Raw genomic sequence first — 26931 nt, 5'->3', positions numbered from 1 at the left:
GTCATAAACATCCCCGTCACTCCCCTTCTTTTTTATAAAAATAAACCACTCCAACCGGGTCAGGGTTCCTGTCCCCGCGACCCGCCCCCGACCGAAACCGGGACAATGAACCTGTCCCCTCTTCCCGCTTCACTTCCCATTCCCACTAAACCGCCCGCACTCCTTCTTAAACCTCAACTTCACCGTCCCGACCGGCCCGTTCCGGTTCTTCGCCACCTTCACTTCCACAACATCCCCCGCGTCAGATGCACTGTTGTAATACTCATCCCGATATAAAAACAACACAATATCCGCATCCTGCTCGATATTCCCGGAGTCCCGAAGATCCGAAAGCCTCGGTCTCTTGTCTTCCCTTGATTCCACACCCCGCGACAGCTGGGACAGGAGGATGATCGGGATCCCGAATTCCTTCGCCATGCTTTTCAGCTGCTTTGTGATATGCCCGATCATCAGGTCGTGCCGGTCAAACCGCTCCTTCACGTTGATCAGCTGCAGGTAATCGATCACCACCAAAAACGGTTGAGTTGGATACTCCCGCTTAAGATTCAAAATCCGCTGCCTGATTTCCATTAGCGTGATCAATCCGTTTTCCGAGAGCTGCAGGTTCGCTTTGTAGACCGAGTTCAACGCTTCCTGCATCCGCGGCATTTCCTCCTTCGATAAGTATTTATACGGGTTATGCCATTTCATCATATTGATATCGGACAGATTCGAGAGCAGCCGCTGTATGATTTGCTTCGAGCTCATCTCGAGGGAAAAGACGAGCGGCACCCCCTCTTCCTTCGTGCACTCCCATGCGAGCTGAATAGCGAGCGCCGTCTTCCCCATCGACGGCCGTGCCGCAAGGATGATAAGTTCGCCTTCCTTCCAGCCCCCAGTCAGCCCGTTCAACGCAGGGAACCCGGTGTTCACCCCCGGCATCCCCCTCCGCTCCTCATAAAGAGATTCATAGAGTTCCATAAGGATACTCTCTTTCGTCTCCTCATCATGACTCTGTTCGCTATGCATCTCGATGAGCACCTTGTACAGATCCTGTGCAGATTCCGGGGTGTAATCATTTAAAAAATGGCTGGCCGAATTCCGGATCACACTCATGTCATAGTATTTCATCACGATCCTCTCGTAATAGCCGAGATTCGCAACCGACGGACAATGGGCCGCGAGCTCCAGAAGATAGGTGACGCCCCCTGCATTCTCGGTTTGATCCTGCAGCTCTTCCACAAGCGTCACCGGGTTGATCTCGACCTTCTTCTTCTGAAGCTCCTTCATCGCCGCGAATACGATCCGGTTCCTCGACTGGGTGAAGTGCTTCGTCTCGAGGCTGAGCTCGTGGATCCTGTCCTGCTCCAGCAGAACAGCCCCGAGGATCATACTCTCTGCTTCATGAAGCAGCCGTAAGACCGCTTCATCGCTCCCAAGGTTTCTTCGGTCCGCTCCGTCGACCATTGTGTTCAAGCCGTTCCACCCCCTCCTTCTCCCATTCCCCGAGCATGTCGAGCACCGTCGTTTCCGTCTCGGGACTCACATAAAGCTGGGAGACACCCGGGATATATTTGTGCTGTTTGATATGGTCGTCCAGCCGTCTTTTCACCTCTCGATAATCACATTCCCTAAGCAGTCCGAACCACAAATTCATCGTAGTTTCCGGCAGCTTCTTTGCCGGATATGCCAGATGCAGCAGATTCATAAGCTCCTTGAACTCACTCATCTTCATAATCGTTCAAACTCTCTTCCAGCCGGTCAAGCATGGCATCCAGCTCGGCCATCCTCTTTCCCGGCGACTCCCGTCTCTCCAAGGCTTTCAGCAAATACTTCGGACTATGAATCGTGGCGTTCGGCTCATACACCTTGATTTTCTCAAACTGCTCATCCATGAACGCCTTCAGCTCGTCCACCGACATCTCATGCAGGCTGATCTTCTCAAGCGCCATCTGATCGACCGGTGACAGCGAAAAGCTTCCTCCCCTCCTCACCAGGAAATGCTCCGTGATGAGCGCCAATCTATCTGCCATAGTATTCGTTAGGGTGGTGAGTGTTTTTTTCTTTTCGTTCTCTACGTTCTTTACATTCTTATTTCTGTTACCGTTTCTATCCCGATTGTCCCCCGTTGCTGATTCACATCGCGAGGGCAAAATGATGCCGGCATCCCCTTCGTGCCGGTTTGTATCGGTCATATCCTCTTCATTCAATGTAATATCCACAGTCTGCGGATCCCTTACAGGGTCCCTTGCCTCCCTCACCGTAAACAGATACCCGCTCCTGAACTTCTCTGCCGTAAACAGCCCTTCCTTCTCCAGCCGCTTGATCGACCGCTGAACCCTTGACGAACTAAACCTCTCCTTCTTCTTCCCGTTATAAAACATAAGCTTGTCCTGAAGCTCACCGATCGACTGCACATACTGCCCCTTCTTCAGCACCCGGTCACCCACCACGACACCATCCTTCACCACCGCATGATTCAAAATCCACAAATAAATCCGAACATCCTCCGGGTGACAGAACACCCTTGACTCCAAAATACTTCTCTCAAACTTCGTCCACCCAATCAATGCCATTCCAAATCACTCCTTTTTCTTATTCACCTTCTATATAGTGATAGAGTTGTGAAAAGGATACCCTTGATTGAAAAAATTTATATTTCTTTCCCAAATGATTTAATTCAAGATCAATTGATGTTACTTGGCTGCATTACATTGACTAAAATGGCCTTCTGCACAGTCATCCTGAACCCACAGCAAAAAGAGCAACCCCGGCCCCCTTTGCCAAGATTGCTCTTTATCCTTTAAGGATATTTTCATCAGGAATCGTCCCAATACCCCCTTCTACAATTATGCAAAAGGAAGCAAGAGAACCGTCCCCATGCTTCCAATAATCTTCAATCTAATATCTTCTACTTTATTTCTCGCTCCATCTTTATTTGTTTCATTATAAATATCATCAAATAATTGTCTAACTACAGATAAAAATATTATTGAAGTTGAGCTACGCTGCTGGCCATCAATTATGTACTTTCTCTTATCTTCATGGTCATCATGTATAACAATTTGTCCAAAGAAGTGACTTTCTCTTTCATTTTCTACCAAGTCAACTAGATCTAACCAAAAATCCTTTATTTGCTCGTCTTCTTCCCAAGAATATTCTCTCTGATAATCTGGGATAAAAAACTTATCACTAATTAAAAACTGTCCTACCGAATAAAAGTTGGATTTTTTTATGGTCACTATTGCACCTCTTTATTTATACAATCTGTGAATATCCAAGTTTACTATTTAAATATCAAAACATTTTTCAAGGGTATAGGTATAATATTACCAGATCAACTTACCTAAATCATCAGTGCTAAGAACTTAAAAGTATTTTGAATTATTTTATATGTTAAAATTAAAGATATAAAACTTATTATAAGAACCATATTAGTTTTATAACAAGACGATAAGGAACGAACGGTATGGAGAAGAACTCTTCAAGAAAGGGTAAGGCTCCTGAATCACCTTCACCAGCTCTCTTTAACTCCCCGAACGTCATGCCCCCTTCACACTCTCCTTATCAGCAGCGTCTTTGTTGTTCTCTAAGATCTCTTTTTTCTCTACTTTCTTAAACCTGTTTGCTGGTCCTTTCTATACATGATTCTCATCTTTTCTTCTACACCTTCATCCAACCACACGGCTCCAACCTCATAATTGAATGCTGAATTAGAAAATTTGAATACTCATCTCTCTTCTTCTCATTGTAAAACCACGAATCCTTTCGCAGCTTCCGGATCGAGCGGACATACTGCCTCTCTCCAAGCATCCGCCAACTTGAACCTCACATTGATACGTCACATTCAACAACCCACACATAGAAGCGAAGATCTTCGGGCTGATAAAACTTTTCCATATCCAACATTCCTTACTCCAACTTTCTACCTTGGGATGGGAATGAAATGTACACCCTTTGGATAAATTTATTTATAAAAAAACATTCGGATGGAGTCCAAATGTTTTTTAGGAGGGTAAAATTTATAAAGTAATGGTGTCTGAACACGTGGGCTTAAGTTTTTTAGGAATCAGGAACTATTTGAAAAAATAGCTTCAGTGGTAATGAACAGAGAAAAGAACCTTCATTTAATTAAGATTATAATTCTTAGTCAATATTAATTGTACATAATCAAAAGACATATCAATTTTAATGAGTTGATTTCACTTCCATATTTCGTATCTTCTCCATGTAGGATGGCATTTCTACTTAAATTGGAGTTCAAAGGCTCACCTGTAGTAAAACTACTATGAATATTTTCCTCTAAAAACTTATCAAAGACATTTGAAAGATCAATTCCACCTTTTTCATCGTGGAGTTTCTTTAAATATTTTCTTATATGAAAATTTGTAAGTTTTTTTTTCTGATGATTATGTGGAATCACATCCCTGACTATACCTTCAAACTGGGCTAATAGAATTGGGACAGATAATACATATTCTTTCCGAAGATGTGCATTGATAGTACTTTTTAAAATTTCTCTCCTCTTTTTTAACCATTCCTTCCCTTCCCAAGATAGTAGTATGAAATTGATCTTTTCTTCATCTATAAACCTAATCATAAAATCATTTATTTCATCATCTATATCAGGTGTTTCATTTTCCTCAACCTCAATAATTAAGCCTATTAAAGTTTCATCTCCCATTGTTAATACATTTATCCAGCCATTTTCAAGTAATGAAATTCTAGCTTTTAATAGAGTATCCTTTGTTTCCTCTGCATATTCCTTTATTGAATCCAGTAGCTCTTTTGGGAAGGAATCTCTAATTAATTCTGCTGCACTACTTAATCCGCTTTGAATAATATTAACTGTTTCCCTAATTTTCTCAAATTCGATAGGCTTATAAATATCTCGAATATTTTCCGCCAAGGAACTCATAGTTTCAGAAATCTTTTTTACAAAATCCTCAAATAGGATATCTACTGCATCATTAACATTTTGCAAAAAAGGATTTTCTTTACTAAGCTGTTGAAACTCTTTCAATAATTTCTCTTCTTTATTTAATAAGTCTTCAGCAATATAGATTAATTCACCTTTAGTTATTCTCCTATATTTATTATAAGAAATGAGTTCCCCGCTAGTTTCTCTTACTAATAAATAGGAAATCATTTTAAATCTTTCTTCTGCTACAGAAATATTTCTTATTTCATATCTCTTTTTTTGATAATTAGTAAAGACATTCACGGTTAGTCTAGGATTTATAGTGACTTTTTTATTATCTATGTTTACTGATAGCAAAAATCTTCCCCCTCTAAAAAATTCAAGCTAACTAATAATTAGTATTTAAATATAACCTCTTGAAAGGGATCAGCAGTGTGGGTTGAACTATGACAAGCATAGTAGTTCAGTAAGGTTGGTTATTGGGACACGTATAAAATAAGGTGAACTTTACAAAAAAACAGTGAAGGATGTAGCGAAGCCTTCAAGCTAACTTGCTTCTGTTTGACTTTTAGCAATAATTCTTCATCTACTTTCCGCTCATATCAACATGATTGATTGACTACTTACCTTCGCAGCAAGATCCGCAATCTTATGAGCAAGCCGCTCCACCATCCACTTCACAAACGCTTCTCTAACGTATCAGGGTAATCTTTTTTCGAGCATATAACCCCTTTAAGATAACCTTTTCCCATACTGGGGGTTAAACACCGATATATAACGCCTTTGACTTAAAACCTAGGTGTACAGCCTAAGGATAAGATGATTATCAACCACAAAAAACCCCTCTTTATATAATAGTTTCGCACCATTGTATGAGAGGGGTCTGTAGATGACAGAAGTGGGAGGGGGGACTTGGCCAAGGTGGATTGACGGCCAAATTCATTTTACATTGATTATTGGTTTTTTAAAGATAACTGATTAACGTAATTATACTTCTCCTTTCCTAAAAAACATTTCATTGCTAAAAATGTATTTACTTTATATGCCACAATATCTTCAAAGTCATTATTATTTTCAACATTAACTTTACCAACATATTTTATCGGATCAATTTCACCTGAAGGGAAAAGAAATATATTCTTTACCTTTTCTAACCTTTTTAACTCTTTTTTTAATTTTCCATTAGAAATCTTATATTTATTCGATTTAATGTTATTAAAAATTGTAGATGCATAGAATAACTGCTTTACAACATCAGGCCACCCTGGCAAATTTGTACCAATATCATAGTATTTTGCATCGAGTATATACATTTGTTTTTCTTTAAGTACCATAATATCCGGTCTTTGATTTTGCACAACTGCATTGCTTTCAATTTCCCAAGTAAGCTTTGGTATAATACTTTTAAGTTCTCTGTATTGATTATTAAAATTAATACTGCATATATACTCCCAAACATTTTGGAAAAAGGGTGTTATTAATGTTTCAAGCTTCTCATCACTATCCTGCTCTTCTATCCCTGATAAGAAATCAATCATCATTTTTATTACAATTATTTCTCTTTCTACAAAGGTGCTATTTAGTTCAGTTGTTAAGAAGTTGATCCAATAGCGAATGTCAGAATCTAATACAGTTTCATCTAAATTAGTCTGTTCCCACGTCATTCCAAGCAACCATCCGTACTTTTCAACACTTTTATAAACACAATATTTATGTAATAAATATAGTCGATTTTGACGATCAATGATTGATCTTCGTGAGATAGGTTCAGGATAAATAACAGAATGACCTGAGAAAATAGGCTGCATTTTATTTATTGTTGCAGACCAATCAATTTTTCCTGACTGAGATAAAGATTTTTCCTTAATCTCTTTCATTAGATAGCCATTATCTATGAAATCTTGGATAAGGAGATATGAAGTGTATATATTTTCATTTTGTTCTCCAGCTTTACCACCTAATAAATCCATTTCCTCTGCACTAATATTAGCCACTTCCCTATATTTTAATAAGACCTCAAATAGTAGTTGAATATGCTCCAAAATATTTCTTTCATGCTGAGGTAAATTATATGATTTAGGGAAGATAGTAATAAACTTATTTTTATAAATTAAAATACCAGTTGCAATAAATTTTATTTTATCCTTATTGAGCTTACAAATTCCTTTATTTATTAGCTGTATTATTAGCTCATCAGGGTACTCATCTTTTTGATAGTTAACATGCTCTATTATAGTAGTATATACTAGTCGCCGGTTCACTCGTTCATCCCACCATATATCTGCCTTATAATTCATCCTCATGCTCTTCCGCTAAATCTTCTTGTTGTTCAAAGGCGGTGTCTACTGACTCTTCTTGTGCTATTAACTCATATATATCATTTTTAATATTTATTACATCTATACCTGCCGCAAATCCCGATATTAATTCAGAATACGTTTTAATTCCTGAATCGAAAAATTTCTCCCTCCTCATTCTTAAAACATCATCCCATAGGTATATTAATAACTTTGATGCAAAACTTGTGCTATCTCCTATTTCTTCTGGACTAATAAAATATGGTCCAATTAAACGATCTTCATTAACTCCTAAATTCTTAAGTCTTCCATTTATTGCACTAAGGATAAGTCTCCACTTAAAAACTTCTCCCCCATAATTTATTAAACTATTTTCATGAACAAATCCATTCTCCTTAATAGACATGTACTTAAATTTCCAGCGTCTCTTGAATGCTGAATCAAGTACAAAAACTCCTTGATCTGCACTATTCATAGTAGCTACTATGTTCATATTTCTAGGTATGAATAACCCATTTTGAAAATAATGCCTAACATCATCTAAAGACATCAAGTAATTCCTAAGCTCATCACTCGGATTAATTTTATAGTGGCTACTTCCATCAGTCTTTCTATCAAGCAATTGAAATATATCTCCGAATACTGCTGGTGCATTAGCCCTATTTAATTCCTCTATTAGCAGGGTATATTTAACCTCTGATCTACGTACAGCATTTATTAATACATTAATAAATGGGCCAGGCCTGAATTGATAATCAATGGATGGCTCCCCAAATTCAAATTCCTCTCCACTTATACTGAATATATTATTTTCTGTTTGCTTATATAGTGGAGTAGGTTTATAACTTCCTACAAAGTCATAATAAGAATATTCTGAGTGAAAAACTACTCTCGTTAAATTAGAGAAATTATCTTCTAAGTACTTACTTTTCCCAGTCCCAGGTGCACCATATACGATTAAATTCTCCGCAGGAGAATCCATTTGGTTACTAGATTCCTGAATTTGTTCACGAAAATTGTGAGCATATTCTGTAAGCTGCCTGTCAGAAGCTAAAAAATATGCTATATCAGCTACATATGACTGACTGACATTAACTAATCCAAGTAAATTTAGTGTTGGTGAAACATAATAATCATTTCTGTTAATGGTTTTACTGCCAAACCACCAAGAATACTCCGTCAAAAATTTGCACATATAGATAGAATCATTTTGATTCTCAGAAAAATAATCTTCTATAGCTTCCTTTATTTCAGGTGCGTATTCTTCAATATCTTTATCTTTCAGGTTTTTCACTTTTTCTGAAAATTGTATACGGCTTATACCAGCTACCTCTGAATCAGCTATACTATCTAGCACATTTCTATATTTTATTAGTTCTGATACGAATTCTACTACAAATGTAGCAATATAGAACCACTGATTTGGACAGAATATTTTCTTATTAGAGCTAGAGGTAATTTCTGCAGAATAATCAAAAATTGTATAGTATATCTTTTCTCTTCCAAAACTTGTGAAAATCTTTCTTTAAAATCTCTGTTTAATTTAAATTCTTCATTAATAAAAGTATTCTGATAATGCTCCTTTGATGTAACCGCTAATTCATTTAAATTTCTCAGCACAAACGTTTCCCCCAATAAGATAATAAAACTTAGATTATTTCCATTATAAACCTTTTTCAAGTTCCTTTCAGCACGATATATTACTTTTTAAAAGAAATTCCTGCTGAAAATCTCTTCATCCTTTAATAAACGATTAATATTAGCTATAATTTAACAAAGTTAAAGCTACTATATTCTGAATTTAGTGTGGTGTCGTGATAGTTGGAACTTGCAGTGATTTACCTTAGACAAAATAAAACTGAGAGTATAGATGATTTATTGAATAGTGCTGATATTTACATTGCTAATTTAAAAGTTAAGTATAAAATTATTAATGTTATCGTGGACAATAATAATGATAGAAGTCAGTTAGACAACTTCCTTAATTCACCATTTATGAACTTTGACATTTTTGTTGTTGACCATAATATTGCAGACGAATTTGACCTGAAAATAATTAATGAATTATCCAGAATGGAAAATTTCCGAGTCGAATTTTTGATGCGTGATTATAGATATAAATAAATCAAAAAATCATACTGTCTTCCAAATAATTCTAGTTTTGTTCTTATCGATATTGTAAAGTTAGAATGAAGCTCTATATTTTTATAGATTTGGAGGATTATTATGATGCTTGATTTTAATGATGCAGAGCAACTTAAAAATTTTTTAAAACGTGATAAACATAAACTTTTAGAAGGTTTAGTTGTTGAAGATTTATTTATGAGGGATGTTATATTAACACAAAGGTGGGAAACTTGGATAAGTACAGGGTGGTGGGCAATTAATAATACAATGAAAAGTTCAGATTATATTCTTTTTCATGTAACAGATACGCCTCCCTCTGCTAATGATATAAATATTTACAAAACATTATTTATTAAACAGATAGTTGTCTATCATGTAATACTGTATAACAATAGTCTATATTTCTTAGAGATCAATGAGAATATCCTACGTCAGCCTATTAATAATAAAGATTATATACATGAATCTGCTTTTCTATCAAAAAACCAGTTAATACCCAAAAATAGTGTTCACATAGCTCAAGCTGAGACTAGAGATCCCTTCTCTCAGTATAGAGCCATAGCCTATTTTGAAAGACATGACATATTAAAAGAAGTTGCTCTTCAAAGATATTTTGCAAATTATTTTTTAACTGTACACTTTGAAGGCTCCATTATCAACATAGATAGCCTTATGAACTTTTCAGATGGTTTAGTAGCATTCGAAATAAAGTACAAGTACCCAGATAGAAAAGGGGAATATGGCATTAATAAAGGGCAATCAAACCTATTTCAATGGTTAATTAAATTTGAGATTAATATTCATCACTATATTGCTCAAAACCCAAGCCACAACAAAGAAATTGGTATATTTGAACTCCTTACCTCACAAAAGCTCAAATCAAATTTCCACTGGGAAAATATACGTTTAGATAAGGACGAACTAAATGGTACAGTATCAATAGCACCACAAGAAACTAGTATTGATGGGAATAAATTTGTTAAATTCAGGTCCATTGAAGCAAAAAAATTTAAGTCAACAATTTTTCCTGTTGCTAATGAGGTGGATACCTCTTGGATACCCCTAAAAAAATGTCCAAAATGTAATCATGATAAAATAGTAAAAAAAGGTAAATACGGGTATTTCATGGGTTGTTCTAATTACCGTGAATGCAATAACTCTTAGAATACGGTTTCAGAATGGCATTTCCTTCATGAAATAAAAAACCAGAATATATACGCAGTTATATAATCCTAATAAATATAAATACTTAGCATTATTACTAAATAAAGGAGAATCAAGTTTATGCTGATTCTCCTTTAACTATTATAGTGTAACTGGCTCTATTTCGGAAATAGTAGAATATTGAAATCCTACACTTTTTTCAATTGCTTCTATCATATTTTTAGCTATTGCTTCAACTACCGGTACTGATACAGAATTTCCAAACTGGCGGTATGCTTGCGTATCAGAAACAGGTATTACAAAGTCTTTAGGAAACCCTTGTAAACGGGCACATTCTCTAGGTGTTAATTTTCTTGGATTTTTATTAGGCCCTTGATCAATTAATATTTCACTTCCATCTTTATAATATCGAGCACTTATTGTATTTGTATATTTGCTTTCAGTATTAAATAAGGAAAAACCAAACCCATTTCCTTTCTTTTTATGTTCTTCTTTTCGTCTAAGATGTCCTTGATATAGTCTATCCGAAATAGTATATTTTTCATCTACTTCATCCTCAAGAATATCCCCGACCCTAGTAGGTTCATAAGTAGGTTCTGGAAACGAAAAAGGTATAGTCTTCCCGCCTAAGGGGTTATAGAAACCAACAATATAAACACGTTCTCTATTCTGAGGCACTCCAAAGTCAGCAGCTCTTAGAACTTCTACTTCAACCGTGTAGTCTAAATCTTCTCTTAATACTCTGAGTATAGTTTCAAGGGTTTTCCCTTTATTATGTCCCCTCAATTGTTTTACATTTTCTAATAAAAATGCTTGGGGTTTTCGTTCTTTTAGAATACGAGCAATATCAAAGAAGAGTGTGCCTCTTGTATCTTCGAATCCTTTTTTCAAACCGGCTTGAGAAAAAGGCTGGCAAGGGAATCCCCCAAGGAGAATATTGTGTTCAGGAATCTGACTTATCGGAACCTGAGTAATATCCCCTGTGGGTTCTTCTCCATAGTTCATTTTATACGTTTTAGCAGCAAACTTGTCCCATTCAGAAGCAAAAACAGAAAGTCCTCCATGTTTTTGAAATGCCAGTCTAATACCCCCGATACCAGCAAAGAGATCAATCATTGTAAAACGGGGATTTTCCGGAGAAGAGAAAGGTGGTTGTTCTGGAAAACCCATAATGATTTTGTATTCAAGTGGCGATGGAACTGATTCACCATTCTCCCATCTTCTTAAAGTTCTGTCTCCATTTCTTCCTAATCCCAAAGCATCTGAAAATTCTTTTTGAGTAAGGCCAAGTCTCTCTCTTTTTTCCTTAATATATTGTATGTTCATTTTGTGTCTCCTTTAGGTCAATTTGTCCTGTATATGACACAAATTATACCGAACATACATTCACCTTGTCTACATATTTGAGAAAAATATATTTAATAATATTTTTTATAACAAATAGCTAAGATTGAAGGTGGGAATAAAGGTCCTTGCAAAATTCCAATCTATTTTTTCTTTTCGACAATAGTGTCTAAATAATCTGTAAAAAAACCTATACTTTGGGCATCTGATACCCCTACAATCAATGACCTATCTAAAAATCTATTAAACTCTTCACATGACGTTTCTGGAAGATAAGTACAGTTATGACAAGCTGCTATATTTAACGAATGAATCCCTTGACCTGATGTAACTCCTATTTCTGTGCAAACAGGGTCTGATGAACACCATCTAGCTTTGTCAATAGATCTTTGTAGAATCTCAAATAAAGTATCCTTTTCTCCAAGCCTAACTAGGCCACCCATAGTTCCTTCAGAGTCACCTGAAGCAGTATATATCAAAAAACCGTTCATCTCTTTTCCGTTTTCTTTTGAAATATACAATCGTTCTCGTAAAGCTGAAGTGCTGTATCCACATTCAAATATCATCTCAGATATTAACAAATGAGCTAACGTGTGCAACATTACATACCTAGGACTAAGCTCTTTATCCCTCACTATACCCGCTGCTTGCACCTCTTTATACCTAGACTGTAGTAAACTAAAATGTTCTTTTACCAATCTACTATTTTCCCATTTAGTTAAAGCTACATCATTGAATTCAATAAATATACCTTCTCCGTAAACTGTATAACCTGGCAACCAATTATTTTCTGGATTACTAGGATTCCTAAAAAGTACTTCTTTACCTTTATTTATTTTTTCCCTATTTATAGATTGATCACTATTAAGCCTTTCAAAGCCAAACAATACCCTAGTATCCCGTAATTTAGGTACAAGATGAATTTTAGATATCCCTAGTTTTTTATACTCCACTAGGGATTTCAATTTTTCATTATACTCTGAAACAACTTTTAGATGCTTATTATCTATGGTTTCAATTAGAGAACAGAATTCCTGATATCTAAGCTTTCTCTCAATATCTTCCAATTCATCATCTTCTATTACCCCACTTTCCGCTTCAATTAAAGTAAGTGCCTTAGTAATAGTTTGATTGTTTGCTGTTTGGAGATCGACACTAAACTTATTTAATAGATAAGTTGCAATCTTTTCTTTTTCATCAATAACAGTTTTTAATGTCTCAATTTCATGAGCAATAGGTTCCTGCTTTAAAAATTCAATTACTTCTTTTAGTTCACTTGAGTAATCTCCAGGTAAATAAAGAGCGCTAATAACGTCAGGGTAATAAACGTTATTCGAGTTTCTTAATAACACAAAAGGTTGTTCAAAACATTCTTCATGTGCAGTTTCATTAGTACCATACCAATGTTTTCTACCGGTACATAGAAAAGTTTTTCCTTCTTGTACTAGTGTTACAAGAGGAGAATTATTTCCATTGTCCAATCTAGAGGTAATCCCTTTTAATGACCTCTTATATTTATCTCCACAAACAGTACATTCAACACGCATACTTGTAAGTGTTGCCCCTCCTGTTGATACAAGTTTTAAAGGTCCTTTACATTTAGTGGATATATTTCTATGAACCCACTCATTCCAAGGAAAATCATCAATATGCCCATGCTTACAAACTGTCACAAAAGGTACTTGAACTAAGTAACCATTATTACAATGTTTGCACTTTTTCTTACTAATATCAGCGAGATGAAGCTTCTCCATTTTCCTACAACGGTTACAATAAAACCATGTTGGAAAGAGTATCATAGGAATTTTAAGATCTACATTTTTAAGGCTGCCACCATTTTTACCAAATGTTGATCTATAATCGGGAGGAAGACGGAATTCCTTAACTCCTAAGATATTCTCAAGTCTCGACTCATTAAATCTATAATCAGCTAAATCTACATTATTTCCTTTAAACCACTGATCAAGTACACCTGTCATCATATTAATACCCTCATTGTTCGTTGATATAGCACCTACACCAAAAGGTGATATTAACTCAGCTCTTCTTAAAGGGATACTGGTTTCTTTTTTATTTTTCATACATGAATTCCCTCCAACTCTTTCACAAGATAAGAGTTTGTGACTTCACCTTGACATGAAGCATCAACATTTCTCATTGACATAGGAACTGGTAGTGCGGTACTTTTGTATCTTTCCTGGATATAACTTCCTGACTGATACATTAAAAAATATCCTCCATCACTTTTCTCTTCCCAACTTGTTGCACCTAAATTCAGAATATGGTTTACGTATAAATCAAAGTTTTTAACTACCACTGGGGTTTGCTTAGGATCAATCAACTTTACACGATTTAATAGTAAAGTTTTAAAACTATTTAACGAGTTTATATGCTCCCGTACATACTCTGGTGACTCTGCTACTTTTCCATCATGTAACTGTCTTAGATATCCGATAATTAACCCATATAAAGATCTATTAATACATGGATCAGAATAAGGAGTTACACTTGTTGGCTCAACTTTTGAATACAGTCGTTCATGATACTCTCTAAAATGCTCAAAGTGGGATTTATCTCTAGAGATTCCCGTTTTATATAAAGTAACTACAAGACCCGGACGCTCTTTCCAATTCCGGCCAACCCTACCAGTAACTTGAATATACTGTGCTGTATTCTTAGGTTGACCCACTACAGTCATCAATGAAAGCCGATCTATATCTACCCCTACCTCTATTATGTTGGATGCTAGACATACATCTATAGAATTCTTGTTATCTTTTAATTTATGAATTACGTCTGAAACTTCTCCACTATCTAAGCGCGAAGTAAGTTCAAGGAAATTATTTAGCCATCGTGTCTGGTCTCTATCTGTAATATTGTGTTTTTTTCGTACCTGATTAAGATAACTAGGTATATCTGTTTGTAATAATGTGAGCGCTCCACCTAATTCTCTTAAACTATTAAAGAAACTTAATAATGTCCAAAAAGGGTCTCTATTGTCTTCATGGAAATTCATAACAGATTGCAGTAATATAGAATAAATTTTCACCTGTAACATCTGCATTCCAATTACTGGAGAATAAACCCCCACATACTTTCTTCCTTTAGCCGGAAGATTATTTTCGTCAACAGCTACTTTCGCAAAAAAGGAATCATCATGGGAAAGCCCCGGACTTGGGAAAAGTTTAGCTTTATTTTTATCTCTTCCATATAGAGCCATTATTTGTTCTTCATAGCGACGTATTGTTGCGGTTGAACATATTATTTTGGGTTTAATTGGATTTTCTGTTCTTCGATCCGTTGATAATTCTTCTATTAATATTTCATACATCCCCGTCATTGACCCTAACGGACCTGATATAAGATGAAGTTCATCCTGAATTATTAAATTAGGAGGTGAGTATTGCCTTATTCCATTCATATCGATCCCAAACAATGCACGTGCTTCTGGTTTCCACGATAACATAGCAAATTTGTCTATTGTCCCAATAATAAACGTAGGCTGGTTTTCATAAATAGATTCGTCTACAATATATACATCAATTTTTTTATGAAATGGGCATTTCTCATCTGGACAATTAATTGTTAATTCTTTATTTTTCCGGCTATAGTCATAGCCGAGAATTCGTTCTTCCTTTTTCTTTGTTTTTTTTCGTCTGGATGCTATTCCTGTTGTGACAACCTCATCATTAACTGTATATTTCCCCAACTTGGCCCCGCACCACGGACAAGACTTTACTATGAAAGACTTACGGTCATTTCCTTCTTTCCATTGTTTTAGTTGTTCTTTTGCACCATAAGAACCTGCATTTTGATTAGGTGTTACTTTCGAACCTAACCAGATTCCTATTGAGAAAGGAGTTTCCCCAATGTCCTCAGAGAATTTTTTGCGCAACATTTCCATTGCACAAATTAATCTAGAAGAACGTTGAAATTGGTCAGTTGTTAACAAACGAAGTGTATATCTCATGATAATATCTGTTCCAGTGTCATTATTATCTTTGAGTCTTTTTAAGAACATTGAGAAAGCTGCTACACCTAAATAAGCCTCCGTTTTCCCACCACCTGTAGGAAACCAAATTAAGTCAACAACCTCTCTATCTATCGAGTTTCCTTCAGCTACCGAAGGAATAGACATTAGAAAAAATGCAATCTGAAAAGCTCTCCAGCTCCCCCTATTTCTCCCCAAAATGTCATTATATTTAGGAATTTCTCTGAATTCTATTTCTTGATCATAAAAGATATTATTATCCTTAACTTCACCATCTCTAATATTGGTTCCGACAACTTGTTGTATCGCCATTGCATAGTTGGCTAATTTAAAGGCCTTCCTTACCTTCTGGTCTTTTTTTAGAAGTTCAATTCCGCTTTTCATTCGTTGAGCAGATTCTCTACACTTATCTAAATGATTTTTTGGAGTATTTCCATATTCCGCTTGTAATGATGCAACTTCTTTTTCCTTTATATCAATCCATTTTTCATATGTTTCTACGAGATTACTTAATATCTCCTCAATCGTATCAGAGTTTGGAACGAGTTCAGCTAAATCTAACATTGAAATGGAATACGTATTCCCATATTCATCAGTAATATCAGGAGTCATACTTATAGCTTCATATTCAGGTAAAAATGTAGATGAAATCCTTTCAATATATCTACGTTCCTTATCTTGAAACCAATTTGCCGAACAGCCATGTCCTAACGCAAAAGTTTGTGCTTCTCGATAAAGTAATTTATTAGAATTTTCCTCTTCATCCAATTCTGTACTAGTTGTAGTTGATGGGTAAGGACAAAACTGATTTTGAATATATTCAGATAAGGTTATCGATATTTCACTCTGAAATAAACAACATTCTTCTAGTAACTTGTCAGATGTGACAGGAGTTCGGTTAGTTAGACTAATGGTTATTAAAAACTTATTATCCCCATAGTTTCGTGAAAAAAGTAATAATTGTAAAGTTAGTCCATTCACATTAATGTTTTTAGTATGGGTAGATTTCTCTGTTAGATCTTTTTTAGAATATTGGATGGGATCTATATTAATTGCTTCACGAGTCCACCATTTATTTAATTTCTTCCCATCTGCTAAACTTACAGGAAAGTTCTTATAACTTCCCCCATTTATCTCGATATTCATTTTAGAGTTTTCTTTCTCAAGTCGCACATAATAACTTAGGGCTAAACTCGCGGGTGAAAAGTCATTTTTTTGTGGCATTAAATCGACATTTTCTTCTTCATCTACCTCTTTGTTATTAAAGTTAAATGAACTACTTCTTTCTATTAGTGTTTCAATATTTTTTATTCCATCTTTCGTAATAAATTTTTCTTCACCTTCAACATTACTTTCAGTTAAATCTTTCTCTTGAGTTAATACTTCATCACTTGCAGTCTCAAATGGGAATAAAACTCCAGCTGAATATTGTAATAAAGGAGGATTAACCTGAAGAATCTCTTCTAATGTCTGAGAATTATAATATTTATTATAAGTTTCTTCCTTATTTGAAAATACGACATTTTGGGTTACTTTTAATGGGGACATTTTGTCCTTATTCACTTTAACCGGGCCAATCAATTCTTGTTTTATTTTATCAATAAGTTCATCTCTATTCTCAATATTAATTTCAAGTCCCATATAGTCGTCCCCTTTTCATAAATATTTAATAATTTTCTTCTCTTGGCTTAACGGAACAGAAAAAATCTCATTCTTAAATTCTAGTATCCTCTCAATAGTAAAAGAAGCCCCTTTATACTCAGGTAATTCAACAATTTGAGAACCTGTTTCATAAAGTTGAGATAAATCTACTTCTTTTATTTTTCTTCTTAATTCATTACTAATCATTCTTCCAGCTTGAATATGGAACGCTGCAAGCTTTCGTGATGCCTCATAATACTTAGTGGCAGTTTTTTCATTTCCCTTTGTAAGTATTAATAAAAAGTTCGCATATTCTTTATTATTCTTTAGTTTAAATGACTCATCTTTTAATAAATGGTTAATTTTCAATTCATTAATGGATTCTAATCCCTTTTTCTTTAGTATACGGCATAGTTTTTCAGTTCCGTGCTTTTTAACTAGTTTTTTTAAATACTTCTTCAACTTTTTCTGTAAGTATCGGTATTCAGAAATATTTTCATCAGCAAAAAGTTCATCTGCCATTGTTTTAATTAAAGTGCTTTCACTTTGATTTCGAATCAATAAGTAATCCTCGGTTGTTATAGAGCCTAGTTTTCTCTTCTCAATTCTTCGGCCTTTAGTGAGTATTTCATGTTTTCTTTCTTTTTTTGCTAAGAGAATAATACGTCCCTGTGTTAATTCTACTGGTACAATTTCAATAAGCTCTGTTTTTTCATGCTTGTCTATTTTCGAAATTATATCTTGAAACACCCATGAACTTACTTTTGGTTCTTCTATATTAGCGGGTGGAATTGTGTTAATTAGTTCTTCGGAATTTCCCGTTAAGTCTAAGTCATTTTCATCATCAGTATTTTTTATTTCATTACTTGCTATTGTTAACCCTTTATACATGGTAGAATAATAACTTGCTTGATTTAGATGTGAAAACATATTATTATTTTCAAATTTATTATCGTAAATACTATATGACAGATAGTAACTCACCATAGCTCGTGGAACACTGTTAAATGAGTAATCAAAATATTTTTCATTTCCAATAAAAATAACAAAATCAAAGGACAGGTTTGTTCTTTTAAAAGCTTTCTCTGAATAAAATTCAATAGTTTGTACGCCAGTTTGTTTCTTTACAAATTCTTTTTGGCTTTCTTCTATTTCTCTTTTAGTTACTACTGCATGTATTTGAGAACTATGATTAATTACATTTGTTTTTAGATAATCCAATATTGGATTGCTTTTAATAGAAACAATCTTTAAAAGTAAATCAAATAATTGATTATATTCTTCTTGATCATTATAAATTGAATTAATTGTGTATAAGACATTCCTTAATTCCGTTAACTCTTCTTCATCTATTATTTCACAGTAAGGTTTTAAGGATGTGGATATCTCATATAAAGCAAATCGTAGTGGCATCAAAAACCTACCAAATAACTCATCATTATATTCTTCACTATAAAATTTTTCCCTAGAAATTTTATAAATTTTATTTAAAAGAGAGTTGTTAACTTTTATGTAGTTAATTTTATAGGAGCTTGAAAGTTGATAAATTTTATTTAATCCTTTATCATTGCTCATCTTTTTCCCTCCAACACAGAATCTCTATATTTGAAGGCATATTAATCGAAGTCACTTTTTGCAAAAAATTTTCATCGCCATTTATATCACCTATTAAAAGTGAATCTTCTATTTTTTCTAACGCATCCAAAGATGTATCTAATGGTGAATCTCTTGTCAAAATAACAACTTTAGGGTTATTCTTTATATCTTCGTAATACCTTAAAAACGAATTAGCACCCTCTACAACAACTGGAATTCCTCCCTCTAATGTGTATACATCCGCTTCATCTCCATTGCTCGAATATAATTCAGAAATAAAAGAATATTGTCTTCCTCCAAATTTCTTTATCCTCAAAAAATCTTGTACTGTGAATCCATCGTCTATTTCTATTATCGTGTCTTCTCGAATGCTATTTTCATTTCCAATTAATAAAAAGTAAGGACTCCCAGGATTAAATAACTGCCTTAGCGAATCGTCTGCATATTTTTCATAAATTTTTTCAATTCCCTTGTCAGTACTAAGAGTTCTTTGACGTTTATATTTATTTTGTTCTGGGGCAATTCGAATATTTTTCCATGTCTCTTTTTTTGACAATGTAGTCTTCACGCCTTTATTAATACCTATTCCTTTTAGAGTTGGGTGTCCTAAGTCAGAAACACCTTCATAAATATAACTTTTTTCTTCTGAATTTGTATTTGGTGAGTAGAAAACTAGCGTCCCCGGTTTAATGTTACTTATCCACTCAGATAAGTTTTCATTTCCTAAACGCTGGGAAGTATACACTGCGTGTGCTGTTCCGATTGCTAATCCTAGAGAAATATTTTTATTAAAGGGAACATTTAAAGCAATGTTTAGCCTTCCTTGCTCGTTTAAATTTTCTTTATAAAATTGATAACCCAGTTCACAAAAGAAGAGAAACCAATCTTCTTTTATTACTTTTAAAAAATCAGGTAAATTTTTGCTCATATTAACATCAGTCCTTTAATAATCTAAATATGATTAAAATTGGTATATACTTTTATTTTACACTATAGTTAATATGAAACAATTGATTTTAATTGATAGTAAGCTGAATTAATATTAGATAGTAAAGCACTTTATTTTTAGGTATAATTAACATAAATGGAATAATTAAACAAAGTGGACTTTTTCTTGGATACAATTACATTTAAAGAACTACTCGTACCGAAAGAACGCAAAAAGTTTTTACCTTCATCTCTAAAAAAGTTTTATTAGTCATTTTCCCCTCTCTTATACTCAGAAAAGAGGTGAATGAAATTAAAGAGCTGAACTTAATTTTATTTCATAATAAGAAAGAATTTAATTTTATGATTGTGGGTTTCAATGATAAAAAGGCATATGGGGAAATCTATGTAACAGAGAATGATAAAAAGACTTATGTTTTTAGGGGATCTGATATAAAGCAAGTAATTAAATTGGCAAAGAAAGAAAGCTGCAGGTTACGGGATACGTAAACGCAGCTTTTTTAATCATGATTGTTTATAAAAATACTTTAATGTATATCTAAATTTAATTCAATCTACTACATTGCAAAACCAGACGAATACCAAAGGTATTTTATTCTTCTATTATTTTTGTACTATGTTTGTATTTACACTTTTAGAGGAATACTTGAAAGAAAATATAAATATATAGGAGTGAACGACTTATGGTTGATAATATGACTCCCGCACAAAGAAGAAAGAATATGAAAGCGATTAGATCAGTATCGAAATTAGAACAAGTAGTTTCATCAGCACTTTGGAATAAAGGATATCGATTCCGGAGAAACACACCAAATCTTTTTGGAAAACCTGATATTTCAATAAAGAAATATCAGGTCGTAATATTTATTGACTCTTGCTTTTGGCATTCTTGTCCTCTCCATGGTAATATGCCTAAAACAAATCATAAATTTTGGGAAGAAAAATTACTAAGAAACAGAATGAGGGATGAAGAAGTCTCTACTTATTACATCAATGCAGGATGGAATATATTAAGGATTTGGGAACACGAAGTTAAAGAAGACTTTGATATGGTAATAAACAAGATAATTAAATTTATTGAAGATGCAAAGAATAATTTAAAATAATTCGGAACCTTCATTTACATCATTGGTGCTACTACTACTTTTAGCCTTACACCTTCTATATTCCATACTGCGGTCCTTTAAAAACTTCCCTAACATGCCAATCTAAAAATAAATGATCCGGATAATAATAAGACTGAATCGGCTCCCGAATCAACTGCCCATTAAACCGCATCAGCCACTCTTCAAATCCATGTGTCCCATGTGCATCCTGTGACACAACCATCTTTCGCTCCTTTGTTAAAGTGAACACTCCCCTGTCAAATAATTTATGATGCAACGAACATAAAGCGATTCCGTTTTCTTCTGTATCCGGCCCGCCGGCTTGATGCCACTTGATATGAGCTGCTTCAACTCCAACGAGTGTGTGTGAGAGTCTAACATTGAAACCACAAACCGCACAACTGTACCCGTAAGCCCTTAAGATCTTCTCTCTGAACTTTGGATCTCTTTTCTTTTTTGTATAAATGGTAAAATCCAGTCCAACCGCATCCAGGATGTCCTGGTGGATTGTTTCAGGAAAATGACTATCCAATATAATATGGGCAATCTCCTGCACGAGCCTGGGCTCATTTTTTAGAAGTTGATAAACTTCCGGGGTGAATCCCCCTGCAACTTCATCGGCAAGTAACTGACGATTACTAGGACTCTTTGCATTCGCCTCTTTATGCAGAAGCCATATACCGTCTCTCCTCAAACGTACAAAAGGTTCTTCAGGGTGATAGGACTTCCTGAGCGGACCGAATTCCCTCAGCAGCTCCGTTAGCTTTTCCCTTGTAACTTCATAACTTATGAATCTAGGTTTGTCCGCTTGAAGCTGTCCCAATGCAAATAAAATCAGCAACGGTTTATGAGGGGCTCTCTGGTCCCCTTTTTTCCATATGGACAGGTTGTTGATTCTATCTTTTAATTCAAAGCTGTTCATTGTTTTCCACCACGCATAAAGATTTTTTAATTAACATTCACTTGAATCAATCCTCTACCTCAATCAAAACACCTTCTCCTGAAATGCCCCACGCTTCTCAGACTTATCTTTTCGCAAAGCTTCCACTTCTTCTATAGAAAATCCATGCTGCTTAACCAATGCCAGGATAACCTCTAACAGATCAGCAAGCTCTTCTACTGCTTCTCCATCCGTTTCAGCTGCACAATACTCGTCCAGTTCCTCATAAGCTTTAACTTTTAAATACTTTATGTAGTCTTCATTGTTCAGGAGCTTCGTCGAAAACTCCTTACCTTTACTTTGAATGATTTGTAGGATTTTATCCCTGACTAACTTGTTTTAGGTCGACATGTTGGTGGCCTCCTATTGATTGTATTATCTATATTTAAAAATTGTATTAGAGATGGTTAACAAGCAAGAAAAGCCACTTTGAAAGTGGCCCTCTCCCCTATTGTATGCACAGTTCAGAGTGCTTCTGCTATAAAGTCATTTATTCTTTTCATTCGATTTATCTCCCTTAAAACACCTTTCATTTCCCTGCTTCTCTTAAAGACACCCTCTATTAGCATAGCCGTTCTGTAACAGCTCTCCACATCCAAATTTTCCTCATCGGTATGTTCATTAAAGTAACCTGCAGATAAATTCACACTTTCTATACCATGCATTGCCCATACCCATGTATCGCTGCTGCCTCCTGAAGTTGCCTTCCAATTGTTAAAGCCCTCACTTATTGCTACTTCTTCAAAGAAAGCACCATAGCGTTGATCGCAGAAAGGTACATATCCACCACAAGAAGTAACGATATCTCCGGTTCCACGGCGATCAACCACAATGGCTGCATCGGTATTCCAAAGAAAGTAATCATCAACCTCATTTGCTCCTACCAGTCCGCATTCCTCTTCCACTGTGAAGATAAATTTCACCTTCCCATTGAAGGTTGAAGATAGATGAAGGGATTCAGCAATATGGAGCAGTACGGCCACACCTGCACGGTCATCCGCTCCTAAAATCCCCTTACTGCTGGACCAGATTTTCCCCTTCTTAATAATTTCGCGGCCTTCCTCAATTTCATCTACCGTATCTAAATGTGCATTCAATAGGATGACAGGTCCATGTCCAGTTTGATATGTCTTCTCAGCCAGGATATTGCCTGTTCTATCGATGGTGAGATGATCGACGAGGGGCCTTAATTTCTCCACTACATATTCCCTGGCCTTGGCTTCCTTACCGCTTGCACCTGGAATCATCAGAAGTTCCTCCAATTGATGCTGAAACATCTTTTCTCTGATGAATGTTTCTCCCTTACTAACCCAATCTGCTTCTATCAAGCTGAGCTTTTCTGCCAGATCAAGGAGATGGTTACGCTTTAAATGAAGTGCTATATGGTTACTGTTCTTCTGTTCACTTGAATAAATCTTTTTGATTCCTAGTGCCAATAACAAGCCCACTAACTCAATAAGGTTGCTTTCCTTTGTAATCATGACATGGGCAGGTCTTCTTTCATGCCCATCACAGGAGCCCATTGTATGAAAGCCGAGTCTATTCAATTGACGTACAATCCCACTGATATACGTATCTAGTTCAGCAACTTTCGGCTGTTCAATACCTGGGCGGAACCAAAGCCCTTCTCCATGTCCGCGCCCCTTAAAATCGACAGCCTTCAGCCACTTTTCTTCAGCGACCGCTTCATCAAACAGTATCACCCTTCCATTATTGAGGGCATAATTGACACCAGCACCATCCAGACTTAAGATAAGAAACTCAACATTTTCTTCAGTTTCCCTGCTGTAATCAAAGATATTTTCTTTCACCTCATACAATGACCATCCCTGTCTGACAAATAACTGATTCCACGTTTTCTTCATCTCATCATCTCCCCTTCGTTTGTAAATTAATTATCTCAAAAGGGCGATGACAGACCTGTCATCAGTTCAAAATGAAGGTTTCATCTGTTCGATGTATAATGATATATGGGATGCTTTGCTCGCAATAATAACCTGTTTCAGGGCTCCCAACTTTATTAACAATCATTCCCTTAGGGATCCCAATCTCCCTAAGCTTACGTCTAATCCTAGTGATATTTTGAATATATGTGTTTGAAGAAATTTCTCCACTGGCGTTAGAAACCGAAAAAATATCATAAAACACATTTTTCGTTAGTGGTTTGTTCTCTTCGCTTTTTATAAGAAGGAGTCTAAGAATCTCAGCATGATTTCCTGACAGGGTTGTCATCCGCCCATTGTATATCAAGGAAATACGCCTATCCGTAAAATCAAGGATTAACTTCCCTTTTATGTCCTGTGCTTCTTCACATTCCTCTCTGCCGCAATACTTTGTATTATTCTTAGAAACCATACAGTATTCGTGTTGACCTAAATACTGCTCATTATCCCTGATTAACTCATAATACGGAGATACTACGTAATTCAGGACCTTTTGCATTTCAGCTTTAAGGTTAAGAACTTTCAGTTCCTCATATGCCTTCTGGGCAATAAATAGTCCACAGTTTGCTAAGTATAGACGACAATTATAAAGCTGCTGCTCATTCATTTTGTACATTCCGTCACCTTCTCTTTCCTCATAACGGAGGGCATCCTGGAAATGTAGAAGTGCCACTGTATAGGATCTTTTCTTATAATGCAGAAATCCTAACCGATAATAAGCAATGGGTAAGTTCTTTTCGTAGAAAATTGCCCTTTTCATACAGCTTTCAGCTGTACGGTCATCCTTTTGATAAACTGTCTTCAAATATGTACCATGCTTTATGAGGTGAAATATGAGTTTATCTTTAATGTTATTTAAACTTGGTTGATATTCAGAGTCGGTGTCTCTCGCTATTTTTTTATACATAGTTTCATAGACTTGAATCAACTCATAATAAGAAGCATTTTCTTCAGTTTGAATTTTATCCTTTAATTCCTCTTCCAAATCCAGCAACTCTTCTATTGTTTTATTATTATTTACCGGCAAAAGAAGCACCCCTCTAATGTTTGTCTTCCACGGGTTAATGATCAATTTCATTGAAGAATATATCTTATAGGCCCATATTTCATACTTGGAAATAAACTCATATGCTTGCTTCAATAATAAGCGGTACATGATCACTTAACTCTCCCCATTCCTCCTTTTCACCAATTTTGAATGTTTGTGTATGCTTTAGGATCTCTTTTGATACAAAGCAATAGTCGATGTGGAACGGCTTATCAATCTTTTTGTGATGGTAATACGTACCTCTCCCCTCTGAGCCAAAGCTTTCTTTATATATATGATGGTAACAGCTTTCAATTTCATGGCCTCTTAATAAATCAATTATTCTATTGAATCCTTCTTTTCCCTGAATCCCTGAATAACTGGCAGGCAGTTTTTGATCAATGTTAAAATCACCTACCACCATTACCTGATTGTTAAGAAAGAAGTGCCGATATTCTTTCAAAGCAGAATAAAGTACTTTCCCATATGAGACTCCAGGAAGTCTTTTTGTCCAAACAGCAATCAACACAAAGTCAACCTTCCCAGACACCTTAATAGGAACAATCCATTCATACTTCATTTCATCGACTAACAGTTTAAGACTAATATCTTCCGAAAAGGAGAAAACACCTATGCCTATTCCGTCCTCTTTCCCTGCCCATATAACATCATTATGTTTAAGCGTATCTTTAAGACTACCAGGATGGATGCACTCTTGAATTAAAGCAATATCAGGCATAAGGTTCAGTATCTTTTCATGTTTCTCTTTCCTCAAGAATCCTCTTTGACAATTCCATGAAATCAGTTTCAATTTAATCCAACTTCCTTCCCGATGTGCTATTAGTTAAAATTAATATTTATACTTATACTCCGTTTTCCCCGCAGCAACCATTCTCCCATTCTTAAAAAACTCATTGTTTCCTATATTTTAAATCGGTTACAAATTTAATTGAATCAATCCTCCACCTCAATCAAAAACACCTTCTCCTGAAACCCCCCACGTTTCTCAACCTTATCTATCCGCCCTGCTTCCACTTCTTCTATAGAAGACCCATGTTGCACTGCCAAAGCACGGATAACCTCTAACAGATCAGCAAGCTCTTCCATTGCTTCACCATCTGTTTCGGCAGCACAGCACTCATCCAATTCCTCATAAGCTTTTTCTTTTAAATACTTTATGTAGTCTTCATCGTTAAGGACCTTTATTGAAAACTTCTTACCTTTACTTTCAATGATTTGTGGGATTTTATCCCTGACTAACTTATTGTAGGTGGGCATGTTGGTGACCTCCTATTGTTTGGATTATCTATATTTTAACATTTTGATAGGTGTTCATGAATTTAAATAGAGTCAAACATTCCACTTTCTGTCCAATTATTCAAGCAAACTTCTGACAATCCTTCCCTTATAGTTGATCGGCCAGTAGTAATTCTTTTGATAAAGACAGAGACAAAAAATAAACTTTATATATTTTACATATTTTGTAATAATCCAACTATCTGTTTGTGGTGCTCGGTTTTCCCCGATTTGATAATGATTGTAAAAAGGGGAGAAACCTTTGGTAAAAGAAGAAAATCAACAATTTGCGAAATTACTGGGTGAACATTTGAAACGGGGAAGATATGAACTTGGAATGACCCAGGCTGAGTTTGCTGAGACAACTGAATTGTCAGAAGAAGGCTACGGGATGATCGAGCGCGGGCAAAGAATCCCTAGTGCTCTAACACTGTGCATCATACATATTAAAACAGGAATTAGTATGGATTTGATTTTCAAGGAATTCGCTAAGATAAAAAATAGATGAAGTAAAGAAGATTGACTTGGTAGTCAATTGGGGGTATTAACATCAAAAAACAAGAATTCATCCTATTAAAAGATAAGCAAACATACAATTTTATGATTGTCGG

Annotated in this window: 23 protein-coding genes; 4 read left to right on the top strand and 19 right to left on the bottom strand. The window is 35.3% G+C overall.

The window, feature by feature from the left end; genetic code table 11:
• Positions 1–129: 129 nt before the first annotated feature.
• From HWX64_RS21765 to HWX64_RS21730, 8 genes are all read right to left on the bottom strand, one after another.
• Entirely contained in the window at positions 130–1446 is a 1317-nt protein-coding gene (locus tag HWX64_RS21765; RefSeq protein ID WP_254871259.1) for a replicative DNA helicase, read from the bottom strand.
• On the bottom strand, positions 1406–1714 hold the full coding sequence (locus tag HWX64_RS21760; RefSeq protein ID WP_175991565.1) for a replicative helicase loader/inhibitor: 309 nt from the start codon (positions 1712–1714) through the stop codon (positions 1406–1408). The genes HWX64_RS21765 and HWX64_RS21760 overlap by 41 nt, the downstream gene beginning before the upstream one ends.
• On the bottom strand, positions 1701–2555 hold the full coding sequence (locus HWX64_RS21755; protein WP_175991564.1) for a hypothetical protein: 855 nt from the start codon (positions 2553–2555) through the stop codon (positions 1701–1703). The genes HWX64_RS21760 and HWX64_RS21755 overlap by 14 nt, the downstream gene beginning before the upstream one ends.
• Positions 2556–2828: 273 nt before the next feature.
• Positions 2829–3221, bottom strand: coding sequence for a DUF262 domain-containing protein (locus HWX64_RS21750; RefSeq protein ID WP_175991563.1), 393 nt, complete (start codon positions 3219–3221; stop codon positions 2829–2831).
• 914 nt (positions 3222–4135) lie between these two features.
• Positions 4136–5257: a hypothetical protein gene (locus HWX64_RS21745; RefSeq protein WP_175991562.1), complete on the bottom strand. Its 1122-nt coding sequence runs from the start codon at positions 5255–5257 to the stop codon at positions 4136–4138.
• Positions 5258–5853: 596 nt separating this feature from the next.
• Positions 5854–7197 carry an LlaJI family restriction endonuclease gene (locus HWX64_RS21740; RefSeq protein ID WP_175991561.1) on the bottom strand — a complete coding sequence of 448 codons (1344 nt, stop codon included), beginning with the start codon at positions 7195–7197 and terminating at the stop codon, positions 5854–5856.
• Entirely contained in the window at positions 7187–8554 is a 1368-nt protein-coding gene (locus HWX64_RS21735) for an AAA family ATPase (protein WP_175991560.1), read from the bottom strand. Before HWX64_RS21735 ends, HWX64_RS21740 begins: the two co-directional genes overlap by 11 nt.
• 35 nt (positions 8555–8589) lie before the next feature.
• Entirely contained in the window at positions 8590–8817 is a 228-nt protein-coding gene (locus HWX64_RS21730; RefSeq protein WP_175991559.1) for a hypothetical protein, read from the bottom strand.
• A 201-nt stretch (positions 8818–9018) separates the two neighbouring features.
• On the opposite strand from HWX64_RS21730, the gene HWX64_RS21725 reads away from it, so the two are divergent.
• Complete coding sequence (locus tag HWX64_RS21725) at positions 9019–9321, top strand: hypothetical protein (protein WP_175991558.1); 303 nt, start codon at positions 9019–9021, stop codon at positions 9319–9321.
• 102 nt (positions 9322–9423) lie between these two features.
• Complete coding sequence (locus tag HWX64_RS21720) at positions 9424–10488, top strand: topoisomerase DNA-binding C4 zinc finger domain-containing protein (RefSeq protein ID WP_175991557.1); 1065 nt, start codon at positions 9424–9426, stop codon at positions 10486–10488.
• A gap of 141 nt (positions 10489–10629) precedes the next feature.
• Here HWX64_RS21720 and dcm read toward each other — a convergent pair whose 3' ends face one another.
• The 5 genes from dcm to HWX64_RS21695 all read right to left on the bottom strand — a co-directional run bounded on the left by dcm (position 10630) and on the right by HWX64_RS21695 (position 19988).
• Positions 10630–11814: a DNA (cytosine-5-)-methyltransferase gene (gene dcm, locus HWX64_RS21715; RefSeq protein ID WP_175991556.1), complete on the bottom strand. Its 1185-nt coding sequence runs from the start codon at positions 11812–11814 to the stop codon at positions 10630–10632.
• A gap of 161 nt (positions 11815–11975) precedes the next feature.
• Positions 11976–13913, bottom strand: coding sequence for a DUF1998 domain-containing protein (drmB, locus tag HWX64_RS21710; RefSeq protein ID WP_175991555.1), 1938 nt, complete (start codon positions 13911–13913; stop codon positions 11976–11978).
• Positions 13910–17464: a helicase-related protein gene (locus HWX64_RS21705; RefSeq protein WP_175991554.1), complete on the bottom strand. Its 3555-nt coding sequence runs from the start codon at positions 17462–17464 to the stop codon at positions 13910–13912. Before HWX64_RS21705 ends, drmB begins: the two co-directional genes overlap by 4 nt.
• Positions 17465–17479: 15 nt before the next feature.
• The gene (locus tag HWX64_RS21700; RefSeq protein ID WP_175991553.1) at positions 17480–19039 is read right to left on the bottom strand and encodes a hypothetical protein; all 1560 of its coding nucleotides are present in this window, start codon (positions 19037–19039) and stop codon (positions 17480–17482) included.
• A complete protein-coding gene (locus tag HWX64_RS21695; RefSeq protein ID WP_175991552.1) occupies positions 19029–19988 on the bottom strand; it encodes a hypothetical protein in 960 nt (319 codons plus the stop codon). Before HWX64_RS21695 ends, HWX64_RS21700 begins: the two co-directional genes overlap by 11 nt.
• Before the next feature lie 703 nt (positions 19989–20691).
• Here HWX64_RS21695 and HWX64_RS21690 point away from each other — a divergent pair.
• Positions 20692–21114 (top strand): very short patch repair endonuclease, encoded by a 423-nt coding sequence (locus tag HWX64_RS21690; protein ID WP_175991551.1) that lies wholly within the window; start codon positions 20692–20694, stop codon positions 21112–21114.
• Positions 21115–21169: 55 nt separating this feature from the next.
• Here HWX64_RS21690 and HWX64_RS21685 read toward each other — a convergent pair whose 3' ends face one another.
• From HWX64_RS21685 to HWX64_RS21665, 6 genes are all read right to left on the bottom strand, one after another.
• Positions 21170–22036, bottom strand: a complete 867-nt coding sequence (locus HWX64_RS21685) for a phosphorothioated DNA-binding restriction endonuclease (protein WP_175991550.1) — start codon at positions 22034–22036, stop codon at positions 21170–21172.
• 63 nt (positions 22037–22099) lie between these two features.
• Positions 22100–22306: a hypothetical protein gene (locus tag HWX64_RS22030; protein WP_368495606.1), complete on the bottom strand. Its 207-nt coding sequence runs from the start codon at positions 22304–22306 to the stop codon at positions 22100–22102.
• Between the two features lie 212 nt (positions 22307–22518).
• Entirely contained in the window at positions 22519–23919 is a 1401-nt protein-coding gene (locus HWX64_RS21680; protein ID WP_175991549.1) for a M20/M25/M40 family metallo-hydrolase, read from the bottom strand.
• Positions 23920–23980: 61 nt separating this feature from the next.
• Complete coding sequence (locus tag HWX64_RS21675) at positions 23981–25153, bottom strand: response regulator transcription factor (protein ID WP_175991548.1); 1173 nt, start codon at positions 25151–25153, stop codon at positions 23981–23983.
• Positions 25122–25763, bottom strand: a complete 642-nt coding sequence (locus HWX64_RS21670; protein ID WP_175991547.1) for an endonuclease/exonuclease/phosphatase family protein — start codon at positions 25761–25763, stop codon at positions 25122–25124. Before HWX64_RS21670 ends, HWX64_RS21675 begins: the two co-directional genes overlap by 32 nt.
• Before the next feature lie 215 nt (positions 25764–25978).
• Complete coding sequence (locus tag HWX64_RS21665; RefSeq protein WP_175991546.1) at positions 25979–26302, bottom strand: nucleoside triphosphate pyrophosphohydrolase; 324 nt, start codon at positions 26300–26302, stop codon at positions 25979–25981.
• A gap of 280 nt (positions 26303–26582) precedes the next feature.
• Here HWX64_RS21665 and HWX64_RS21660 point away from each other — a divergent pair, with 280 nt between their 5' ends.
• The gene (locus HWX64_RS21660; protein ID WP_175991545.1) at positions 26583–26828 is read left to right on the top strand and encodes a helix-turn-helix domain-containing protein; all 246 of its coding nucleotides are present in this window, start codon (positions 26583–26585) and stop codon (positions 26826–26828) included.
• The last annotated feature ends 103 nt before the right edge of the window (positions 26829–26931 follow it).

This window comes from Bacillus sp. Marseille-Q1617 (assembly GCF_903645295.1).
Lineage (GTDB): Bacteria > Bacillota > Bacilli > Bacillales > Bacillaceae_B > Rossellomorea.
The sequence above is the reverse complement of the archived record's forward strand: the minus strand, read 5'-3'. Positions and strand labels throughout refer to the sequence as shown.

Bases quoted from the DNA above. Each gene is read 5' to 3' on its own strand.
- HWX64_RS21765 (WP_254871259.1), bottom strand. From the start codon at position 1,446: ATGGTCGACGGAGCGGACCGAAGAAACCTTGGGAGCGATGAAGCGGTC.
- HWX64_RS21760 (WP_175991565.1), bottom strand. From the start codon at position 1,714: ATGAAGATGAGTGAGTTCAAGGAGCTTATGAATCTGCTGCATCTGGCA.
- HWX64_RS21755 (WP_175991564.1), bottom strand. From the start codon at position 2,555: ATGGCATTGATTGGGTGGACGAAGTTTGAGAGAAGTATTTTGGAGTCA.
- HWX64_RS21740 (WP_175991561.1), bottom strand. From the start codon at position 7,197: ATGAATTATAAGGCAGATATATGGTGGGATGAACGAGTGAACCGGCGA.
- HWX64_RS21720 (WP_175991557.1), top strand. From the start codon at position 9,424: ATGATGCTTGATTTTAATGATGCAGAGCAACTTAAAAATTTTTTAAAA.
- dcm (WP_175991556.1), bottom strand. From the start codon at position 11,814: ATGAACATACAATATATTAAGGAAAAAAGAGAGAGACTTGGCCTTACT.
- drmB (WP_175991555.1), bottom strand. From the start codon at position 13,913: ATGAAAAATAAAAAAGAAACCAGTATCCCTTTAAGAAGAGCTGAGTTA.
- HWX64_RS21705 (WP_175991554.1), bottom strand. From the start codon at position 17,464: ATGGGACTTGAAATTAATATTGAGAATAGAGATGAACTTATTGATAAA.
- HWX64_RS21700 (WP_175991553.1), bottom strand. From the start codon at position 19,039: ATGAGCAATGATAAAGGATTAAATAAAATTTATCAACTTTCAAGCTCC.
- HWX64_RS21695 (WP_175991552.1), bottom strand. From the start codon at position 19,988: ATGAGCAAAAATTTACCTGATTTTTTAAAAGTAATAAAAGAAGATTGG.
- HWX64_RS21690 (WP_175991551.1), top strand. From the start codon at position 20,692: ATGGTTGATAATATGACTCCCGCACAAAGAAGAAAGAATATGAAAGCG.
- HWX64_RS21685 (WP_175991550.1), bottom strand. From the start codon at position 22,036: ATGAACAGCTTTGAATTAAAAGATAGAATCAACAACCTGTCCATATGG.
- HWX64_RS21680 (WP_175991549.1), bottom strand. From the start codon at position 23,919: ATGAAGAAAACGTGGAATCAGTTATTTGTCAGACAGGGATGGTCATTG.
- HWX64_RS21675 (WP_175991548.1), bottom strand. From the start codon at position 25,153: ATGTACCGCTTATTATTGAAGCAAGCATATGAGTTTATTTCCAAGTAT.
- HWX64_RS21670 (WP_175991547.1), bottom strand. From the start codon at position 25,763: ATGCCTGATATTGCTTTAATTCAAGAGTGCATCCATCCTGGTAGTCTT.
- HWX64_RS21665 (WP_175991546.1), bottom strand. From the start codon at position 26,302: ATGCCCACCTACAATAAGTTAGTCAGGGATAAAATCCCACAAATCATT.